This window comes from Bradyrhizobium sp. SRL28, assembly GCF_018596315.1.
Taxonomy (GTDB): domain Bacteria; phylum Pseudomonadota; class Alphaproteobacteria; order Rhizobiales; family Xanthobacteraceae; genus Bradyrhizobium.
The window spans coordinates 41,710-56,903 of the sequence record NZ_JAHEAG010000014.1 but is presented as its reverse complement, the minus strand read 5'-3'; the positions used below and the strand labels follow the sequence as shown (position 1 = coordinate 56,903).

At 63.1% G+C, this 15,194-nt stretch carries 20 protein-coding genes; 5 read left to right on the top strand and 15 right to left on the bottom strand.

What is annotated here, in order from left to right; genetic code table 11:
- Positions 1–49: 49 nt before the first annotated feature.
- Both purE and KIP88_RS24630 read left to right on the top strand, forming a co-directional pair.
- Entirely contained in the window at positions 50–538 is a 489-nt protein-coding gene (purE, locus tag KIP88_RS24635; protein ID WP_214490627.1) for a 5-(carboxyamino)imidazole ribonucleotide mutase, read from the top strand.
- Entirely contained in the window at positions 535–1,638 is a 1,104-nt protein-coding gene (locus tag KIP88_RS24630) for a 5-(carboxyamino)imidazole ribonucleotide synthase (RefSeq protein ID WP_214490626.1), read from the top strand. The genes purE and KIP88_RS24630 overlap by 4 nt, the downstream gene beginning before the upstream one ends.
- Positions 1,639–1,664: 26 nt before the next feature.
- On the opposite strand, the gene aqpZ is transcribed toward KIP88_RS24630, so the two are convergent.
- A complete protein-coding gene (gene aqpZ, locus KIP88_RS24625; RefSeq protein ID WP_214490625.1) occupies positions 1,665–2,387 on the bottom strand; it encodes an aquaporin Z in 723 nt (240 codons plus the stop codon).
- A 255-nt stretch (positions 2,388–2,642) separates the two neighbouring features.
- Between aqpZ and rpsU the strand changes: the two genes are divergently transcribed.
- A complete protein-coding gene (gene rpsU / locus KIP88_RS24620) occupies positions 2,643–2,948 on the top strand; it encodes a 30S ribosomal protein S21 (protein ID WP_057838472.1) in 306 nt (101 codons plus the stop codon).
- A gap of 263 nt (positions 2,949–3,211) precedes the next feature.
- Positions 3,212–3,814, top strand: coding sequence for a tetratricopeptide repeat protein (locus tag KIP88_RS24615; RefSeq protein WP_249790992.1), 603 nt, complete (start codon positions 3,212–3,214; stop codon positions 3,812–3,814).
- Positions 3,815–3,825: 11 nt separating this feature from the next.
- Here the strand turns inward: KIP88_RS24615 and KIP88_RS24610 are convergent, their stop codons facing one another.
- The 14 genes from KIP88_RS24610 to KIP88_RS24545 all read right to left on the bottom strand — a co-directional run bounded on the left by KIP88_RS24610 (position 3,826) and on the right by KIP88_RS24545 (position 14,774).
- A complete protein-coding gene (locus KIP88_RS24610; protein ID WP_214490623.1) occupies positions 3,826–4,866 on the bottom strand; it encodes a hypothetical protein in 1,041 nt (346 codons plus the stop codon).
- Between the two features lie 193 nt (positions 4,867–5,059).
- Positions 5,060–5,344, bottom strand: coding sequence for a cupin domain-containing protein (locus tag KIP88_RS24605; protein WP_214490622.1), 285 nt, complete (start codon positions 5,342–5,344; stop codon positions 5,060–5,062).
- A gap of 22 nt (positions 5,345–5,366) precedes the next feature.
- The gene (locus tag KIP88_RS24600) at positions 5,367–6,461 is read right to left on the bottom strand and encodes a calcium:proton antiporter (RefSeq protein ID WP_214490621.1); all 1,095 of its coding nucleotides are present in this window, start codon (positions 6,459–6,461) and stop codon (positions 5,367–5,369) included.
- A gap of 4 nt (positions 6,462–6,465) precedes the next feature.
- Positions 6,466–7,305 (bottom strand): alpha/beta hydrolase, encoded by an 840-nt coding sequence (locus tag KIP88_RS24595; RefSeq protein WP_214490620.1) that lies wholly within the window; start codon positions 7,303–7,305, stop codon positions 6,466–6,468.
- Positions 7,306–7,321: 16 nt separating this feature from the next.
- The gene (locus tag KIP88_RS24590) at positions 7,322–8,719 is read right to left on the bottom strand and encodes an NAD(P)(+) transhydrogenase (Re/Si-specific) subunit beta (protein ID WP_214490619.1); all 1,398 of its coding nucleotides are present in this window, start codon (positions 8,717–8,719) and stop codon (positions 7,322–7,324) included.
- 42 nt (positions 8,720–8,761) lie between these two features.
- The gene (locus tag KIP88_RS24585) at positions 8,762–9,079 is read right to left on the bottom strand and encodes a proton-translocating transhydrogenase family protein (protein ID WP_108514133.1); all 318 of its coding nucleotides are present in this window, start codon (positions 9,077–9,079) and stop codon (positions 8,762–8,764) included.
- 12 nt (positions 9,080–9,091) lie between these two features.
- Entirely contained in the window at positions 9,092–10,219 is a 1,128-nt protein-coding gene (locus tag KIP88_RS24580) for a Re/Si-specific NAD(P)(+) transhydrogenase subunit alpha (protein ID WP_214490618.1), read from the bottom strand.
- 133 nt (positions 10,220–10,352) lie between these two features.
- Positions 10,353–10,505, bottom strand: coding sequence for an aa3-type cytochrome c oxidase subunit IV (locus KIP88_RS24575; protein WP_214490617.1), 153 nt, complete (start codon positions 10,503–10,505; stop codon positions 10,353–10,355).
- A 97-nt stretch (positions 10,506–10,602) separates the two neighbouring features.
- On the bottom strand, positions 10,603–10,989 hold the full coding sequence (locus tag KIP88_RS24570; RefSeq protein WP_214490616.1) for a type II toxin-antitoxin system death-on-curing family toxin: 387 nt from the start codon (positions 10,987–10,989) through the stop codon (positions 10,603–10,605).
- The gene (locus tag KIP88_RS24565; RefSeq protein ID WP_057838483.1) at positions 10,986–11,246 is read right to left on the bottom strand and encodes an AbrB/MazE/SpoVT family DNA-binding domain-containing protein; all 261 of its coding nucleotides are present in this window, start codon (positions 11,244–11,246) and stop codon (positions 10,986–10,988) included. Before KIP88_RS24565 ends, KIP88_RS24570 begins: the two co-directional genes overlap by 4 nt.
- 168 nt (positions 11,247–11,414) lie before the next feature.
- Entirely contained in the window at positions 11,415–12,002 is a 588-nt protein-coding gene (locus tag KIP88_RS24560; RefSeq protein ID WP_214490615.1) for an intradiol ring-cleavage dioxygenase, read from the bottom strand.
- A 93-nt stretch (positions 12,003–12,095) separates the two neighbouring features.
- The gene (locus tag KIP88_RS24555) at positions 12,096–13,904 is read right to left on the bottom strand and encodes a M3 family oligoendopeptidase (RefSeq protein WP_249791003.1); all 1,809 of its coding nucleotides are present in this window, start codon (positions 13,902–13,904) and stop codon (positions 12,096–12,098) included.
- Between the two features lie 97 nt (positions 13,905–14,001).
- The gene (locus KIP88_RS24550) at positions 14,002–14,445 is read right to left on the bottom strand and encodes a hypothetical protein (protein WP_214490613.1); all 444 of its coding nucleotides are present in this window, start codon (positions 14,443–14,445) and stop codon (positions 14,002–14,004) included.
- Positions 14,442–14,774, bottom strand: coding sequence for a helix-turn-helix domain-containing protein (locus KIP88_RS24545; protein WP_214490612.1), 333 nt, complete (start codon positions 14,772–14,774; stop codon positions 14,442–14,444). Before KIP88_RS24545 ends, KIP88_RS24550 begins: the two co-directional genes overlap by 4 nt.
- Positions 14,775–14,852: 78 nt before the next feature.
- Here KIP88_RS24545 and KIP88_RS24540 point away from each other — a divergent pair, with 78 nt between their 5' ends.
- On the top strand, positions 14,853–15,194 hold the full coding sequence (locus KIP88_RS24540) for a hypothetical protein (protein WP_214490611.1): 342 nt from the start codon (positions 14,853–14,855) through the stop codon (positions 15,192–15,194).

Here is a 15,194-nt window from a genome sequence, read left to right as displayed (position 1 = left end):
GACCCTATAATCGGCCTATGTTTCTGGATTCCCGAACAGAATTGACGAGATGACCGCACCGATCGCCATCATCATGGGCAGCCAGTCCGACTGGGAGACCATGCGCCACGCCGCCGAAACGCTGACGGCGCTCGGGATCGATTGCGAAAAACGCATCGTCTCGGCCCACCGGACCCCGGACCGGCTGTTTGCCTTCGCCAAAGGCGCCAAGGCCCAAGGCTTCAAGGTCATCATCGCCGGCGCCGGAGGGGCAGCCCATCTCCCGGGCATGGCGGCGGCGCTGACGGAACTCCCCGTCTTCGGCGTTCCCGTCGAATCCAAGGCGCTGTCGGGCGTCGATTCGCTCTACTCGATCGTGCAGATGCCGGCCGGCGTTCCCGTCGGCACGCTGGCGATCGGAAAGGCCGGCGCTATCAACGCCGCCCTGCTCGCGGCAAGCGTGCTCGCGCTGAATGACGCACCGCTCGCCGTACGGCTCGCGGCCTGGCGCAAGCAGCAGACGGACGCGGTCAAGGAGCGCCCGGAGGAATCGGCGTGACCGCTTCAGGCAAGGTGAAGCTGAAGCCGGGCGACACCATCGGAATTCTCGGCGGCGGACAATTGGGCCGGATGCTGGCGATGGCGGCGGCGCGCCTTGGCCTCAGATGCCAGGTGTTTTCGCCGGACCCGGACTCGCCCGCCTTCGACGTGGTGCTGAACGCCACCTGCGCCGAATATGCCGACGTCGAGGCGCTGGAGTTGTTCGCCAACGATGTCGACGTCATCACCTATGAATTCGAGAACGTGCCGGCCGCCACCGCCATGGTACTGGCCGCGCGCCGTCCGGTATTGCCCGCGCAGAAGATCCTCGAAACCACGCAGGACCGGCTGATCGAAAAGGACTTCGTCAAACGGCTGGGCATCGACACCGCCGACTATGCCGACGTATCGTCGGTTGAAACCCTGCACGCGGCGATCGCGCGCATCGGCCTTCCCGCCGTGATCAAGACCCGCCGCTTCGGCTATGACGGCAAGGGACAGGCGATCATCCGCGAGGGCGACGATCCCGCTCAAGTCTGGGAAGACCTCGGCACCAAATCCGCGATCCTTGAAGCCTTCGTTCCGTTCGAGCGCGAGATCTCCGTGATCGCCGCGCGCTCAGCCGACGGCGAGGTCGAATGTTACGACGTCACCGAAAACGAGCACCGCGATCACATCCTGAAAACCTCGCGGGCGCCGGCCGCGATATCGGATGCGCTGGCCGCCGACGCGCGTGCCGTCGCCGAGAAGATCGCCAACGCTCTGAACTATGTCGGCGTGCTCGCAGTCGAATTATTCGTGGTCGGCGGAAACGGCGGACCGCATGTGCTGGTCAACGAGATTGCGCCGCGGGTGCATAATTCCGGGCACTGGACGCTGGACGGCGCCTCGGTCTCCCAGTTCGAGCAGCACATCAGGGCAATCGCCGGCTGGCCGCTCGGCAAGCCGGTTCGTCACGGCGAGGTCACCATGACCAACCTGATCGGCGACGATATCCTCGACTACGAGCAATGGCTGACGGTGCCCGGCGCCACGGTTCACCTTTACGGCAAGGGCGCGCCGCGGCCGGGCCGCAAGATGGGCCATGTCACCGAAGTGGCCCCGGCGAGCAAGAAATAGCGCTCTCGCCGGGCGCGTTTTTCGGATCAGGCCCTCTTCAGGCCTTCCACGACGCCGGCCGGCTCCTCGCTGAGCCAGCGATAGATCACGCCGCCGAGCGCACCGCCAATCAGGGGCGCAACCCAGAACAGCCAAAGCTGCGCCAGCGCCCAGCCGCCGACAAACAACGCCGGCCCGGTGCTGCGCGCGGGATTCACCGACGTGTTGGTGACGGGAATGCTGACGAGATGGATCATCACCAGCGCCAATCCGATCGCCAGCGGCGCAAAGCCCGCAGGCGCCTTGCCGTGGGTGGCGCCCATGATGATGAACAGGAACATCATGGTCATCACCACTTCGGTGATGAAGCAGGCCACCATGCCGTATTTACCTGGCGAATGCGCATCAAAGCCATTGGCCGCAAAACCCTTGCTGACGTCGAAGCCGGGCGCGCCGCTAGCGATCACATAAAGCAGCGCCGCGGCAATGATCGCGCCGATCACCTGAGCGATGACATAAGGCAGGATTTGACCGGTCGGAAACCGTCCGCCGGCCGCGAGGCCGATCGTGACCGCGGGATTGAGATGGCAGCCGGAGATATGGCCGATCGCATAGGCCATGGTCACGACGCTCAGGCCGAACGCCAGGGACACACCGACCAGGCCGATACCGACCTGCGGAAAGCCGGCGGCGATGACCGCGCTGCCGCATCCAGCAAAAGTGAGCCAAAACGTGCCGATCGCTTCAGCCGCATATTTTTTGGTATTCATTCGCGCCTCCCGCATGTTTTGCGTGACTCGATGCTAGGCAGGCGCCGTGAAGGGCTCGTTATTTGAGGAAACCGGGCCCTATCGGCCGAAATCCCGCCGATTTTCGGCGCTTTCCTGGGCCGGAAACCGCCTTCGCAGGTGGACATTAGCAGTTTTGTCTGCTACATGCCCGCGTTCAGGGTTAAGGGCCAGGCCTTTCGCCGGCCCTTTAACTTTACCAGAATTCCTATCCGATCAATTGAAAGAGGATGCCGCGTGCAGGTTCTCGTCCGCGATAACAATGTCGATCAAGCCCTCAAGGCGCTGAAGAAGAAGATGCAGCGCGAGGGTATCTTCCGCGAGATGAAGCTCCGCGGCCATTACGAAAAGCCCTCCGAGAAGAAGGCCCGTGAAAAGGCCGAAGCCGTGCGCCGTGCGCGCAAGCTGGCCCGCAAGAAGCTGCAGCGCGAAGGCCTACTGCCGATGAAGCCGAAGCCGGTGTTCGGCGCCGGTCCCGGTGGCGACCGTGGTGGCGCTGGCGGTCGTGGTGGCCCCGGTGCAGGTCCGCGCGGACCGCGCTGAGCGCGTTCTGAAAGATTTGAATTGAAAACGCGGGCCTTGGGGCCCGCGTTTTTGTTTTCGCCATCGCAGATCCGGCAGCATGGGATCATCGGCGCGGGTGCGCGCGGCGCGCTCGATCACTCGTTTCTCCTTCGCCGGCCGTTGCGGCTATTTTGACCGATGCATTTTGCGATCCATCGGGTTACCTATGCTGGATTCGACAAGCGAGAGTATTCCGCTGCATGGCCGTTACGGATTGCAATGCCCTTCCCTGCGCTTCGCGCTTGTCGGCCGTACCCATCGCGCTGCTGGCGATCGTTCTCACCGCTCCTCTCGGCGGCTGTTCGTTCGACCTGGGATCATGGGGATCGGACAAGGAGATGCCACAGGCCGTCGAGCAGAAACCGACGGGCACGATCAGCGGACAAAGCCTCAGCGACGCTCAAGGCTACACGACGCGCGGCCTAACTCTCGCCAAGTCCGGCAAGACCGTCGAAGCGCTGGCGGAGTTCGACCGCGCGCTCGCACTCGATCCCTACAACGTGCAGGCGCTGTACGGCCGCGGCCTGATCTATCAGGCCGACAAGCGGCATGAGCAGGCGATCGCGGATTTCACCGCAGCCAATGGCCTGACGCCGCAACGGGTCGAGCCGCTGCTGGCGCGTGCAACCAGCTACCTCGCCATCGACAAGGCAAAGGAGGCCGCTTCCGATCTCGACGAAGCGGTGCAGGCCGATCCCAACAGCGCGCAAGCCTGGTCGGCTCGCGGCGTCACCTATGAACGTCTAGGCGACAAGGCCAAGGCGTTCACCTCCTACGGCCGTGCGCTCGCGCTCCGCCCCAGGGACGAAGCCGCCCGAAGCGGCCTCGCTCGCACCGGCGGCTAACTTCTCCAGAATTATTTCGGCAGCACCGCGTGGAAGATTGACTTGGCGGTCGACAGCGCGTCCTCGGCGGCCGCCGTGGCGCGTTCGCGCACGGAAGGCTCTGCCACTTCCGCACGCAGATCGAGCGGGCGCGAGAGCGGAATCTCGGCGGGCGGGGTTGGGCGGTTCGGGTTGACGGCCTCGGCATAAGGCGGCCGTGCCGGCGACGGAGTCTGACCATGGGGTTCGCCGGCCGGCGAGCCCGAGATCATGATCGGCGGCGGCAGCGGACGAAGCGCAGGCGCATTCACGGCGGCAGGCGCATTGGCGACCACGGGTGCATTCGTCACCGCAGGCGAATTCGCTACCGCGGGTGCATTCGCTACCTTGGGCGCCTCGTGAGCGCGGGCCGCCTCGGACGCGCGCGGAGAGATTTCGCCGTTGGCACGCAGGCGCTCGATTGCAGCGCGCGCCAGATCGTTGGCATCGCGCCGTTCTTCCGGCGCAGCCGCGGGCTCGACCGGGGCGGCCGGTGCAGCCGCTACAACCGGAGCCGCCGGGGAATTCGCGGGCTGGATGGGCGACGGCAGCACGACCCGGATCTTTTCCTTTTCGCGCGGCGCCGCTGCTTGGCGGCGCTGGTCGGCGTCGGCCGGGCTCTCGGCCGATTTCACATCGGACTTGGTATCGGAAGCTTTGGCATCGGCGGACTTGGTATCAGGTTTGGCGTCAGCCTTCGCTTCGGCTTTGGCTTCGGTCTTCTCTTGGGGCTTTTCGACCACCGCCGGCCGTTCGGCAGCGGTCTTCTCCATGATGGCCTTCTCGGAGATGCCCCTCGCCTTGACGCCGGCGGCCGGGAGATTGCTGACACTGGCCGTGGTCTCAGCCGGCTTGGCATCGGATTTAGCTTCAGCCTTGCCTTCCTCCTTGGGATTGGCAGTCGACGCCGCAGCGGCAGGCGCGTCCGCGCTGGGCTTGCTCACGATGTAGTGGTTGACGATGTACGCCCCGATGACCGTTGCGGCCACCGAGGGGAAGATGTCCACCGCAAATTTCTTCAGGTAATTCAACATTCCGGCCACTCCCCGCGACCCCTCAATTGCCGGAACTTTGAGGCACATTCAGGGATCAACTGCGACGGATCGGTGGCAATTCAGCAGTTCCCGTGCAGGCCGGCGACACCGGCTTGGGTCGGTTAAAATTTCCTAACCAGTCCGGGGCGATAGGCGAGGCCCGGAGCAACCTGGAACCTGAAGTCAGGGTGGGTCAAGGCTTCAGTTCGACCTCCAGAAACACGATCTCGGCTGTCGTCTCGTTGAGCACGTCGTGCTGGACGCCCGCTTTCCGGAAGTAGGATTTGCCGGCCCCGAGCTGCGCCTTGGTGCGTTCGCCGTTCGGCGCGACGATGGTCATCTCGCCCGAGGTCACCGGCACGATCACGTAGTCCATCCCGTGGGTGTGATGGCCGGTGGCGCTGCCCGGCGCCAGCCGCCACTCGGTGACGCGGACTTCGGGGGTATCGACCTGAACGTCGGATTTGGCGGCAAGCATATCGGGTTCACTCCAGGGGAATTTACGGCACGAATACCATGAACAGGAACACGGCGAATACCAGCATATGCACGAGCCCGAACAGGATGTTGGTACGGCCGGTGCCGAAGGTGAGCATGCTGATGACGAAGGTGAGCACCAGGAGCACCATCTCCGGCGCATTGAGCCCGAGCACCAGCTGCTTGTCGAGCGTATAGGCGACCACCGCGACCGCCGGCACCGTCAGCCCGATCGTGGCAAGCGAAGATCCGAGCGCTAGATTGATGCTTTTCTGCAGGTCGTTCTTGCGCGCAGCGCCGACAGCCGCAACGCTCTCCGGCAGCAGGATCAGCAGCGCCACGATCACGCCCGCGAAGGCCGGCGGCGCGCCGATCATCGCGGTGACGGTATCGACGGTCGCCGAAAATTTCTTGGCCAGCAGCACCACCGCCAACAGGGACACAAGCAATAGCGCGATGCTGAGCGCCAGCATCCGGTTTGACAGTCGGGAATCGGCCGCCTCGCCTTCGGCCTGGTTGATGAAATAATCACGATGCCGGATGGTCTGGGTATAGAGAAACACGGCATAGAGAACGAGCGTGACGATGCTGACGAAGCCGAGCTGGACCGCCGAATAGATCGGCCCCGGCGCCGTCAGCGTATAGTTCGGCATGATCAGCGTGATGGTCGCCAGCACGAACAGCACGCTGAGATAAAGGTTGGCGCCGGAGACCTGGAAATCCTGCTCGCGGTAGCGCAGGCCGCCGATGAAGATGCAGATGCCGACGAGGCCGTTGCACACGATCATCACCACCGCAAAAACGGTATCGCGCGCCAACGCGGGCTGCGGTTTTTCGCCAAGCATGATGGTGGCGATCAGCGCGACCTCGATGATGGTGACCGCAAGCGTCAACAGCAGCGTGCCGTAGGGTTCGCCGATTCGCTCGGCGATCACCTCGGCGTGATGCACGGCTGCGAACACGGTGCCGAACAGGATCGCCAGCAGCACCACCGCGAACAAAAGACCACCAATTGACGGCGTAAAGTTGAGCCCGAGGCCGGTCGCCACGGCAAACAGCAGCATCGCCAGCGCCGGGAATATCCAGGCCGATCTCGGCATTGGTCCGTGTGCGCTCATGCGATCAAGTTCCCAACCGGTTCCTGGATGGAAGATGTGCCCCCTTCGCAAGGTTGATGAAATTTCGCGCGATTTCAATCGCGCCGAAATTATCCAGATCGTTATGTCCGCCCCGTGCAAGGCGGACAAACCGTTTTGGCTCGTTCGCCAGCGCAAACAGCCGTTCACCAAAGGCAACGGGTATCGTGGCGTCGAGCGCGCCATGCATCACGAGCAGCGGCACCTTGACCCGCGCGATGCGCGCGTCGGAGCGGAACTGATCCTGCATGAATAATCGCACCGGCGCGAACCAGAATGCCGACGCGGCCACGTCCACAATGGAGGTGTAGGGCGCTTCGAGGATCAGCTTTCCGACCGGCTGTTCGGCCGCCAGCGCAACTGCGACGCCGGTGCCGAGGGAGAATCCCCATGCCACGATCTTGTCCGCGCTGTATCGCGCTGCCGTGAAGGCATAGGCGGCCGCGGCATCCTGCAGCAATCCCTGCTCGCTTGGTTGCCCGCTCGATCCGGCATAGCCGCGATAGGACAACGCGACGATTCCCGTCCCGTCAGCGATCAGGTCGCGAAAGCGGCCGAAGAAGCCGGCGAGATAATCGCCATTGCCGTGGAAATAAAGCACGACCGGACGGCCCGGCCCGGCCGGAACATGCCAGAGGATGACCTTCTCACCGTCCGCCGTGGTGAGGACATGCTCTTCCGCTTCCGGAAAGCCTGCCGCTTGTGGCGCGGTGCGCGCACTCGTCGGGGCCGGAAACAGAACCGCGCGTTGCGCGAAGAACAGTGCGAGCAAACCACAGACATAACCCGCCGAAACGACGATCAGCAGCCATTTCAGGGCGGTCATGATTTCCTGCGTACGGTCACATCCCCTTGACGATGTTCTCGGTGACCTTCTTGGCGTCGCCGAGCAGCATCATGGTGTTATCGCGGTAGAACAGCGGATTGTCGATGCCGGCATAGCCCGACGCCAGCGAGCGCTTGATGAACATCACGGTGCCGGCCTTCCAGACCTGCAGCACCGGCATGCCGTAGATCGGCGAAGTCTTGTCTTCTTCCGCAGCCGGGTTGGTGACGTCGTTGGCGCCGATCACGAAGGCAATGTCGGCCTGCGCGAATTCGGAGTTGATGTCCTCGAGCTCGAACACCTCGTCATAGGGCACGTTGGCTTCCGCCAGCAGCACGTTCATGTGGCCGGGCATGCGGCCGGCGACCGGGTGAATCGCGTACTTCACCTCGACGCCTTCCTTCTTCAGGAGGTCGCCCATTTCGCGCAGCGCATGCTGGGCCTGCGCCACCGCCATGCCATAGCCCGGCACGATGATCACCTTCTGCGCGTTCTTCATGATGAAGGCCGCGTCGTCGGCCGAGCCGAGCTTTGCAGGCTTCTGCTCGCCGCCGCCGCCACCCGTGGCCGCCGTCTCGCCGCCAAAGCCGCCGAGGATGACCGAGATGAAGGAACGGTTCATCGCGTGGCACATGATGTAGGACAGGATCGCGCCCGAGGAGCCGACCAGCGCACCGGTGATGATCAGCGCGGAGTTGCCGAGCGTGAAGCCGATGCCGGCCGCGGCCCAACCCGAATAGGAGTTCAGCATCGAGATCACGACCGGCATGTCGGCGCCGCCGATCGGGATGATCATGAGCACGCCAAGCACCAGCGCGATGATGGTGATCAGCCAGAAGTCGATCGCGCTGCCGGACCGGACCAGGCCGAAAATGAAGAACACCAGCGCAAGCGCGAGCGCGATGTTGATGATGTGGCGGCCGGGCAGGATGATCGGCGCGCCGCTCATGCGCGCGGAAAGCTTCAGGAACGCGATCACCGAGCCGGTGAAGGTCAGCGCGCCGATAGCGACACCGAGCGACATCTCGACCAGGCTGGAAGCGTGAATCGCGCCGGGCTTGCCGATGTCGAAGGCTTCGGGCGCGTAGAACGCGCCGGCGGCGACCAGCACCGCGGCCATGCCGACCAGCGAGTGGAAGGCGGCGACCAGTTCCGGCATCGAGGTCATCGGCACGCGGCGCGCAATGACGGCGCCGACACCGCCGCCGATGGCGATGCCGAGAATGACCAGAAGCCAGGCGACACCGTCCGCCGGCGGATGACTGGCGAGCGTGGTGGCGACCGCGATCGCCATGCCGATCATGCCGAACAGGTTGCCCTGGCGGGATGAGGCCGGACTGGACAAACCGCGCAGCGACAGGATGAACAGCACACCCGCCACGAGATAAAGAATTGCAGCCAGATTGGCGTTCATCTCAGGTCCCCTTTGTCTTCGTCACCCCGAGGTGCACGCCGCTCACTTGGCCTTCTTCTTGTACATCGCCAGCATGCGCTGGGTGACAAGGAAACCGCCGAAGATATTCACACAGGCGAAGATCAGCGCGATGAAGCCGAAGCCGCGCGCCCAACCGCTGCCGCTCGAGATCATCGGGACGCCGACCGCGAGCAGCGCGCCGACCACGATCACCGAGGAGATCGCATTGGTCACCGACATCAGCGGCGTATGCAGCGCCGGGGTCACCGACCACACCACGAAATAGCCGACGAAGACGGCGAGGACGAAAATCGACAGCCGGAATACGAAGGGATCGACGACTTGGGCGATGTGCTCCATGGCTTCTCTCCTTTAGGCTTTCGGCAGGAAGTTCGGATGGACGACGGCGCCGTCTTTGGTCAACGCGGTGGCTTTCACCAACTCGTCATCCCAATTGACCGCGAGCGCCTTGTTCGGCTTGTCGACCATGGTCTCGATGAAGTTGAACAAATTGCGGGCATAGAGGCTCGAGGCCGATTGCGCCACGCGGCCGGCGACGTTGGTGTAGCCGACGATCTTGATGCCATCGACATCGACGACTTCACCAGCCTTGGCGCCCTCGACATTGCCGCCGCGCTCGACCGCAAGGTCGACCAGCACCGAGCCCGGCTTCATCGACTTCACCATCTCGGCGCTGACGAGCTTTGGCGCCGGCCGGCCCGGGATCAGGGCCGTCGTGATGACGATGTCCTGCTTCTTGACGTGCTCGGCGGTGAGCGCGGCCTGCTTGGCCTGGTACTCTTTCGACATTTCCTTGGCATAGCCGCCGGCGGTCTGCGCGTTCTTGAATTCCTCGTCCTCGACCGCGAGGAACTTTGCTCCGAGCGATTCGACCTGTTCCTTGGTGGCCGGGCGCACGTCGGTTGCGGTGACGACGGCGCCGAGCCGGCGTGCGGTCGCGATCGCCTGCAGGCCGGCCACGCCGACGCCCATCACGAACACTTTCGCCGCCGGAACGGTGCCGGCCGCGGTCATCATCATCGGGAACGCGCGGCCAAAGGACTCGGCCGCCTCGATCACCGCGCGATAGCCGGCGAGGTTCGCCTGGCTGGACAGCACGTCCATGACTTGTGCGCGCGTAATGCGCGGCATCAATTCCATCGCAAATGCCGCGACGCCGGCGTCCGCGATCGTCTTCAGCGCCGCTTCGTTGCCGTAGGGGTCCATGATGGCGATGACCAGCGCGCCGCGCTTGTATTGCGAAAGCTCGGAAGCCTCCGGCCGTTTCACCTTGATGATGATGTCGGCGTCCTTCAACGCGTCCGCGCTGACGGTGGCGCCGACGGCGGTGAATTCGGAATCCGGCAGGCCCGACTTGATGCCCGCGCCCGGCTCGATCGCAACTTCGGCGCCGAGTGCCTTGAACTTCTTCACGGTATCCGGGGAAGCGGCAACCCGCGGTTCGGACGGATCGATTTCCTTGGCAACGGCAATCTTCATGAGGCCTCCCGGCGCGGCGGGCGCGCGCGCAAGCAAACTAGCGTCTTTTTCGCTTAGTTGGATACCGGTTTCGCGACCGGCATGCGTGCAAATTGTGGCCACCGCCGGCGTGGGCGGTGCAGGCTGCGCTGCATCAGGTCAGGAAGTAGCCCATCAGGGCGACAATGATCACCACGGAGACGGTGCCGTATTTGACCAGCATGATGAACCCTTCATAGGTCTGCTCATGGGCCGGATAGTCATTGCCGTCAGCGGTCGTGTAGGCCACTTCGTTATGGTCTGCCATCGGTATCCCCAGTCAAAATCCGTGTTTCCCGCGTGCAATTACCGCAAAGCGTTTGGCAGGGCAACGGCGAACGCGCCGCTCTTCCCTGCTTATCGGGTCATTCGGAAGGCCAATTATCCCGGATCCAGCGGGTCAGGCTTTCCTCGCTGACCTCGCCTGCGGCGAGGGAGAGGATGATCGCTGTGGCGTGCGCCGGGTCGGGCGCAAAGGGTATGTCGTTGCCGCGCAAGAAGACCATCATGGCGTGGAACGCGATACGCTTGTTGCCGTCCACAAAAGCATGGTTGCGCGCAAGACCGAACGCATAGGCTGCCGCGAGTGCAGCCATATCCGCCTGTCCGCCATTCCATTGGTTGACTGATCGCAAAACCGCCAACTCGAGGAGGCCACGATGCAGAATGCCTTCTGGTCCGCCGAATATCGCCAGTTGCTCGGCATGCATGTCGATGACTTCATCGACATCGAGCCAAATTGGCTCGTTCATTTTGCAAGCGCCGCAAACGTATCGCGATATTCGTGCATGACCTGGCGGGCAATTTCCATGGTCCGCGCGTGCTTGGGGTTGAATGGCGAAAGCCGCAGGCTCCCATCCGGTTGCTCAACCGGATAGAACTTGTCCCCCTCCTTGAGATTGAGCCGGGCAAGAAGCTCTTTCGGCAGGATGACACCAACCGAATTGCCAATCTTCCGAATTTGAAGGGCGGTGTCCTCCAGCTTGTATTCGCGAGAGGCCTCTTCCATGCCGCGAGGGGTTTTGGTCATCGTATAGGCTCCGTTATACAATATGTATAACATGGTTTTCGACCTGTTCAACAAATGTTTTACGCGCGAATCCTGGTGGCCGCTGGCCCCCGTATTTCAGGGAGACGTACGAGGTAGGCTGATATCGTCCTAGGGTCGGAAAATCCTCTATCCGACCACGAAATCGAAACGCCCGGCCAGCCATCCTGCGTTCTTGGCCGTGCGTATCTGCAAGTCCTTGCGGAAGAGGCCGTCGGAGCGGTTTTTTGCCTCGCCGGGGAAATAGAGCTGGGTCGTCAGCACGCGGCCGCCGCGCGGCTGCACCTTCACATGGATGTGGCGCGTCCGGCCGACGTAAATGCCGGGCACGATGCTGCGCAATCGATAACGCCCTTCCGCATCGGTGAACTGATGGCCGCGCAGGCTGAAACCGGAATTGTCGTAGCGGCCCTTGTCATCGGCCTGCCAGAAATCCAGCAAGGCGCCGGCAAGCGGCTTGCAGGCGCGACTGAGCACGAAGCCAGCCAGTTCGATCGGCTGCCCCGGCATGCCCTCTTCGAACAGTTCGGTTCGCTCAGGCGATGACGGCTTGAAGTATGGTCCTTCGGTTTGCGGCACGGTGGCGTCGTCGCCGTCGCGGCATGCGGGCGTCGGGGCAAGCGGGGCCTGAGCCACGCTGCCATCAACCATGAGCAGCGAACCGGCTGCGAAGACTCCCGCTCCAAGTACAACGCGCCGCGTCGGGGTGTCGATCATGGGGCGCTCCCCTCCTGTCGTCACCGTCATCATGGCGGGCGACGGCGGCTGAAATTGTGTCCGCGCCATCACAAATCCGTTTCGTGGCGCCCGTCAGCCCATCTCTTCCAACTCGTCGATCATGCCTGATATGACCGACAGCCCGCCGTCCCAGAATTTGGGATCCTTGGCGTCCAGCCCGAACGGCTTGAGCAGTTCGGAATAATGCTTGGTGCCGCCGGCCGCGAGCATGGCGAGGTAGCGCTCGGCAAAGCCTTCGGAGGCGTTCTCGTAGACCGCGTAAAGCGAGTTCACCAGGCAGTCGCCGAACGCATAGGCGTAAACGTAAAACGGCGAATGGATGAAGTGCGGGATATACATCCAGAAATTTTCGTAGCCGGGACGGATGTCGATGGCCGGCCCGAGGCTTTCACCCTGCACGCTGAGCCAGATCTGGCCGATGCGCTCGGCGGTCAGCTCACCGTTCTTGCGCTCGGTGTGCACGGCGCGCTCGAACGAATAGAACGCGATCTGCCGCACCACGGTGTTGATCATGTCCTCGACCTTGCCGGCGAGCAGCGCCTGGCGCTGCTTGGCGTTCTTGGTCTGCGACAGCAGCCGCTTGAAGGTCAGCATTTCGCCGAACACGCTGGCCGTCTCGGCCAGCGTCAGCGGCGTCGGCGCCATCAGCGCACCATTCTTGGCCGCCAGCACCTGATGCACGCCATGGCCCAGCTCATGCGCCAGCGTCATCACGTCGCGCGGCTTGCCCTGGTAATTCATCAGCACATAGGGATGCGCCGACGGCGTGGTCGGATGCGAAAACGCGCCCGGCGCCTTGCCCGGCCGCACCGGCGCATCGATCCAGCGATCGGTAAAGAAACGTTCCGCAATCGCCGCCATCTCAACCGAGAAGCCGCGATATGCCGTCAGCACCATCTTCTGCGCTTCGGGCCAGCCGATCGTGCCGGTCGCGGCAAACGGCAGCGGCGCATTGCGGTCCCAATGCGCGAGTTTTTTCTTTTTGAACCAGCCGGCCTTCAGATTGTAGTAGCGGTGCGACAGCCGCGGATAGGCCGCGCGAACCGAGCCGACCAGCGCGTCGACGACCTCGCGCTCGACGCGGTTGTTCAGGTGGCGCGAATCCGCAACATCCTGGAAGCCGCGCCAGCGGTCGGAAATCTCCTTGTCCTTGGCGAGCGTGTTGGTGATGAGCGCAAAGGTGCGCTCATTGTCCTTGAAGGTCTTCGCCAGCGCCTGTCCCGCGGCCTTGCGCTTTTCCGGCGCGCGATCCTGCAGCAGATTGAGCGTCGGCTCGATCGCGAGCTCCTTGCCGGCGACCTTGAAGCGCAGGCCGGAGATGGTCTGGTCGAACAGCCGATTCCAGGCGGCATAGCCGCTCTGGGATTTTTCGTGAAACAACTGCTCGACGCGATCTTCGAGCTGATACGGCTTGTCCTTGCGCAGATCCTCGATCCACGGCCGGTAATGGGCGAGCTCGGGCGTCTGCATCGCGCGCTCGATCACGGCGTCATCGACGCGGTTGAGTTCGAGCGCGAAGAACAGCAAATGCAGCGAGGCTGCCGTCAGCCGCTCGGAAATGTCGCCATAGAATTTGGAGATGACGGGATCGACGCTGTCGCCGGCATGAACGAGGCCGGCATAGGAGCCGAGCCGGCCGGCGAGATCGTCGATCGCCTCGTAGCGCCTGACCGCCTCGGCGAGCCAAAGGCCGCCATCGTCGCGGGCAATGCCGTCCGGCAGCCTGCCCTTGTAATCCGTTTCAAACGCAACGCAGTCGGCATCCATCTTTTGCAGATCGCGCGCGACTTCGGCCGCGTCGATACCGGAGTAAAGATCGGCGAGGTTCCATTCGGGCAATTTGCCGGTCTTGGATTTGGATGGGGCCACCTTGCTGCCCATGGCGGGCTTGCGGGACGTCTTGCCGGCTCGGGAGGTCGCAGATTTTGCGCTCATGACACTTTCAAAATTGGGAGGTGATCAGGAAATGGCGGGAAGATCAGGCGAAGGCCGCAAGCTGCGGGACAAGCTGCACGACCAGCTCTTCGCCCTCGACGAGCCACGGCTCTGCCTTTTCGTGGAGTGCGCTGCGAATCGCACACCACAACGTGATCGCACGGACCATGAGCCATGACGTCGACGGCACCGCGGCCTTCGCATGCAACGCCACAAGATCGAGGTTGCGATGCTCGAACAGCAGCCGGCCCATTCCGTCTTCCAGGATGTAACGGCCCCCGAGGCGGGACACGCACAACTCGCAGGCCTGATCCGGAAGCGGGCTCAGCAGATAGAACTGGACGTCGCCCTTTTCCGTCACGCCGGTTTCCCACTCGCGTCCGGTCCCCGGCGCAGTCGCCGCGCTCAGCGCCGCCAGGATGGTGCTCAGCTCCCTTTCACTCCATTCGCCGGTGTTCTGTTTGCGCTCGAACGCCACGACGCTCATTTGCTTTCCGCTCCGAATAGCAGCCGGTGCAATTCCGGCTCGTAGTACATTAACAGATGCTTAGCGAAGGCTGACGGTTCAATACCCAATTCGTTGGCCCATGCCCCCATGATTTCAGTTGGAACTCGGCTGAACCCGTTCTCGACCTGTGAGATGAAAGTGTAATACTTCAGGCCAAGGCGTGCAGCGAGATCTGCCTGCGACAATTCGGCATCCGCCCTGCGCAGCTTGAGCCAATCCCCGGCCAGTTTCCGCAATTGCTTGGCCTCCGGCACAGCCTTGCCGGGAAGATGTTCAGTGGAAACATCTTGATGTTTTCCGCGTTTCATGTTTACTAAACTATCTAATTTGAATGACTGGGTAGGTCTTGTTCCCTACCACAATCTCAGCTCGCGAATAAGAATCAGATGGCTTTCTTAGACCGCAGTCAGATTGTTGAAACGAACCCCCGGCCCCCCGCGGCCCGCGGCAAGGAGCTGTTTGTCGGCATCCTGCTCGTGGCGCTGATCGCGACCGTGGGAATCCGGAACGTGGTGCCGGTGGATGCCTTGGCACCCGCGATCGTCACCCTGCTGTTTGCGGTTGCCGCTGTGACGGCCGGCTTCGCGCTGCTCTGCCGGCGCGATCGATTCCGCATCATGTGGTTCGACCTCGCCGGGAGCCTGACGTTCATTGGCGTCGTCCTCTCCGTTCTGATCGAGCCGGACCAGATGGTCAGGCTCCTCACCCTCTCGGATCACCCTGAGTAA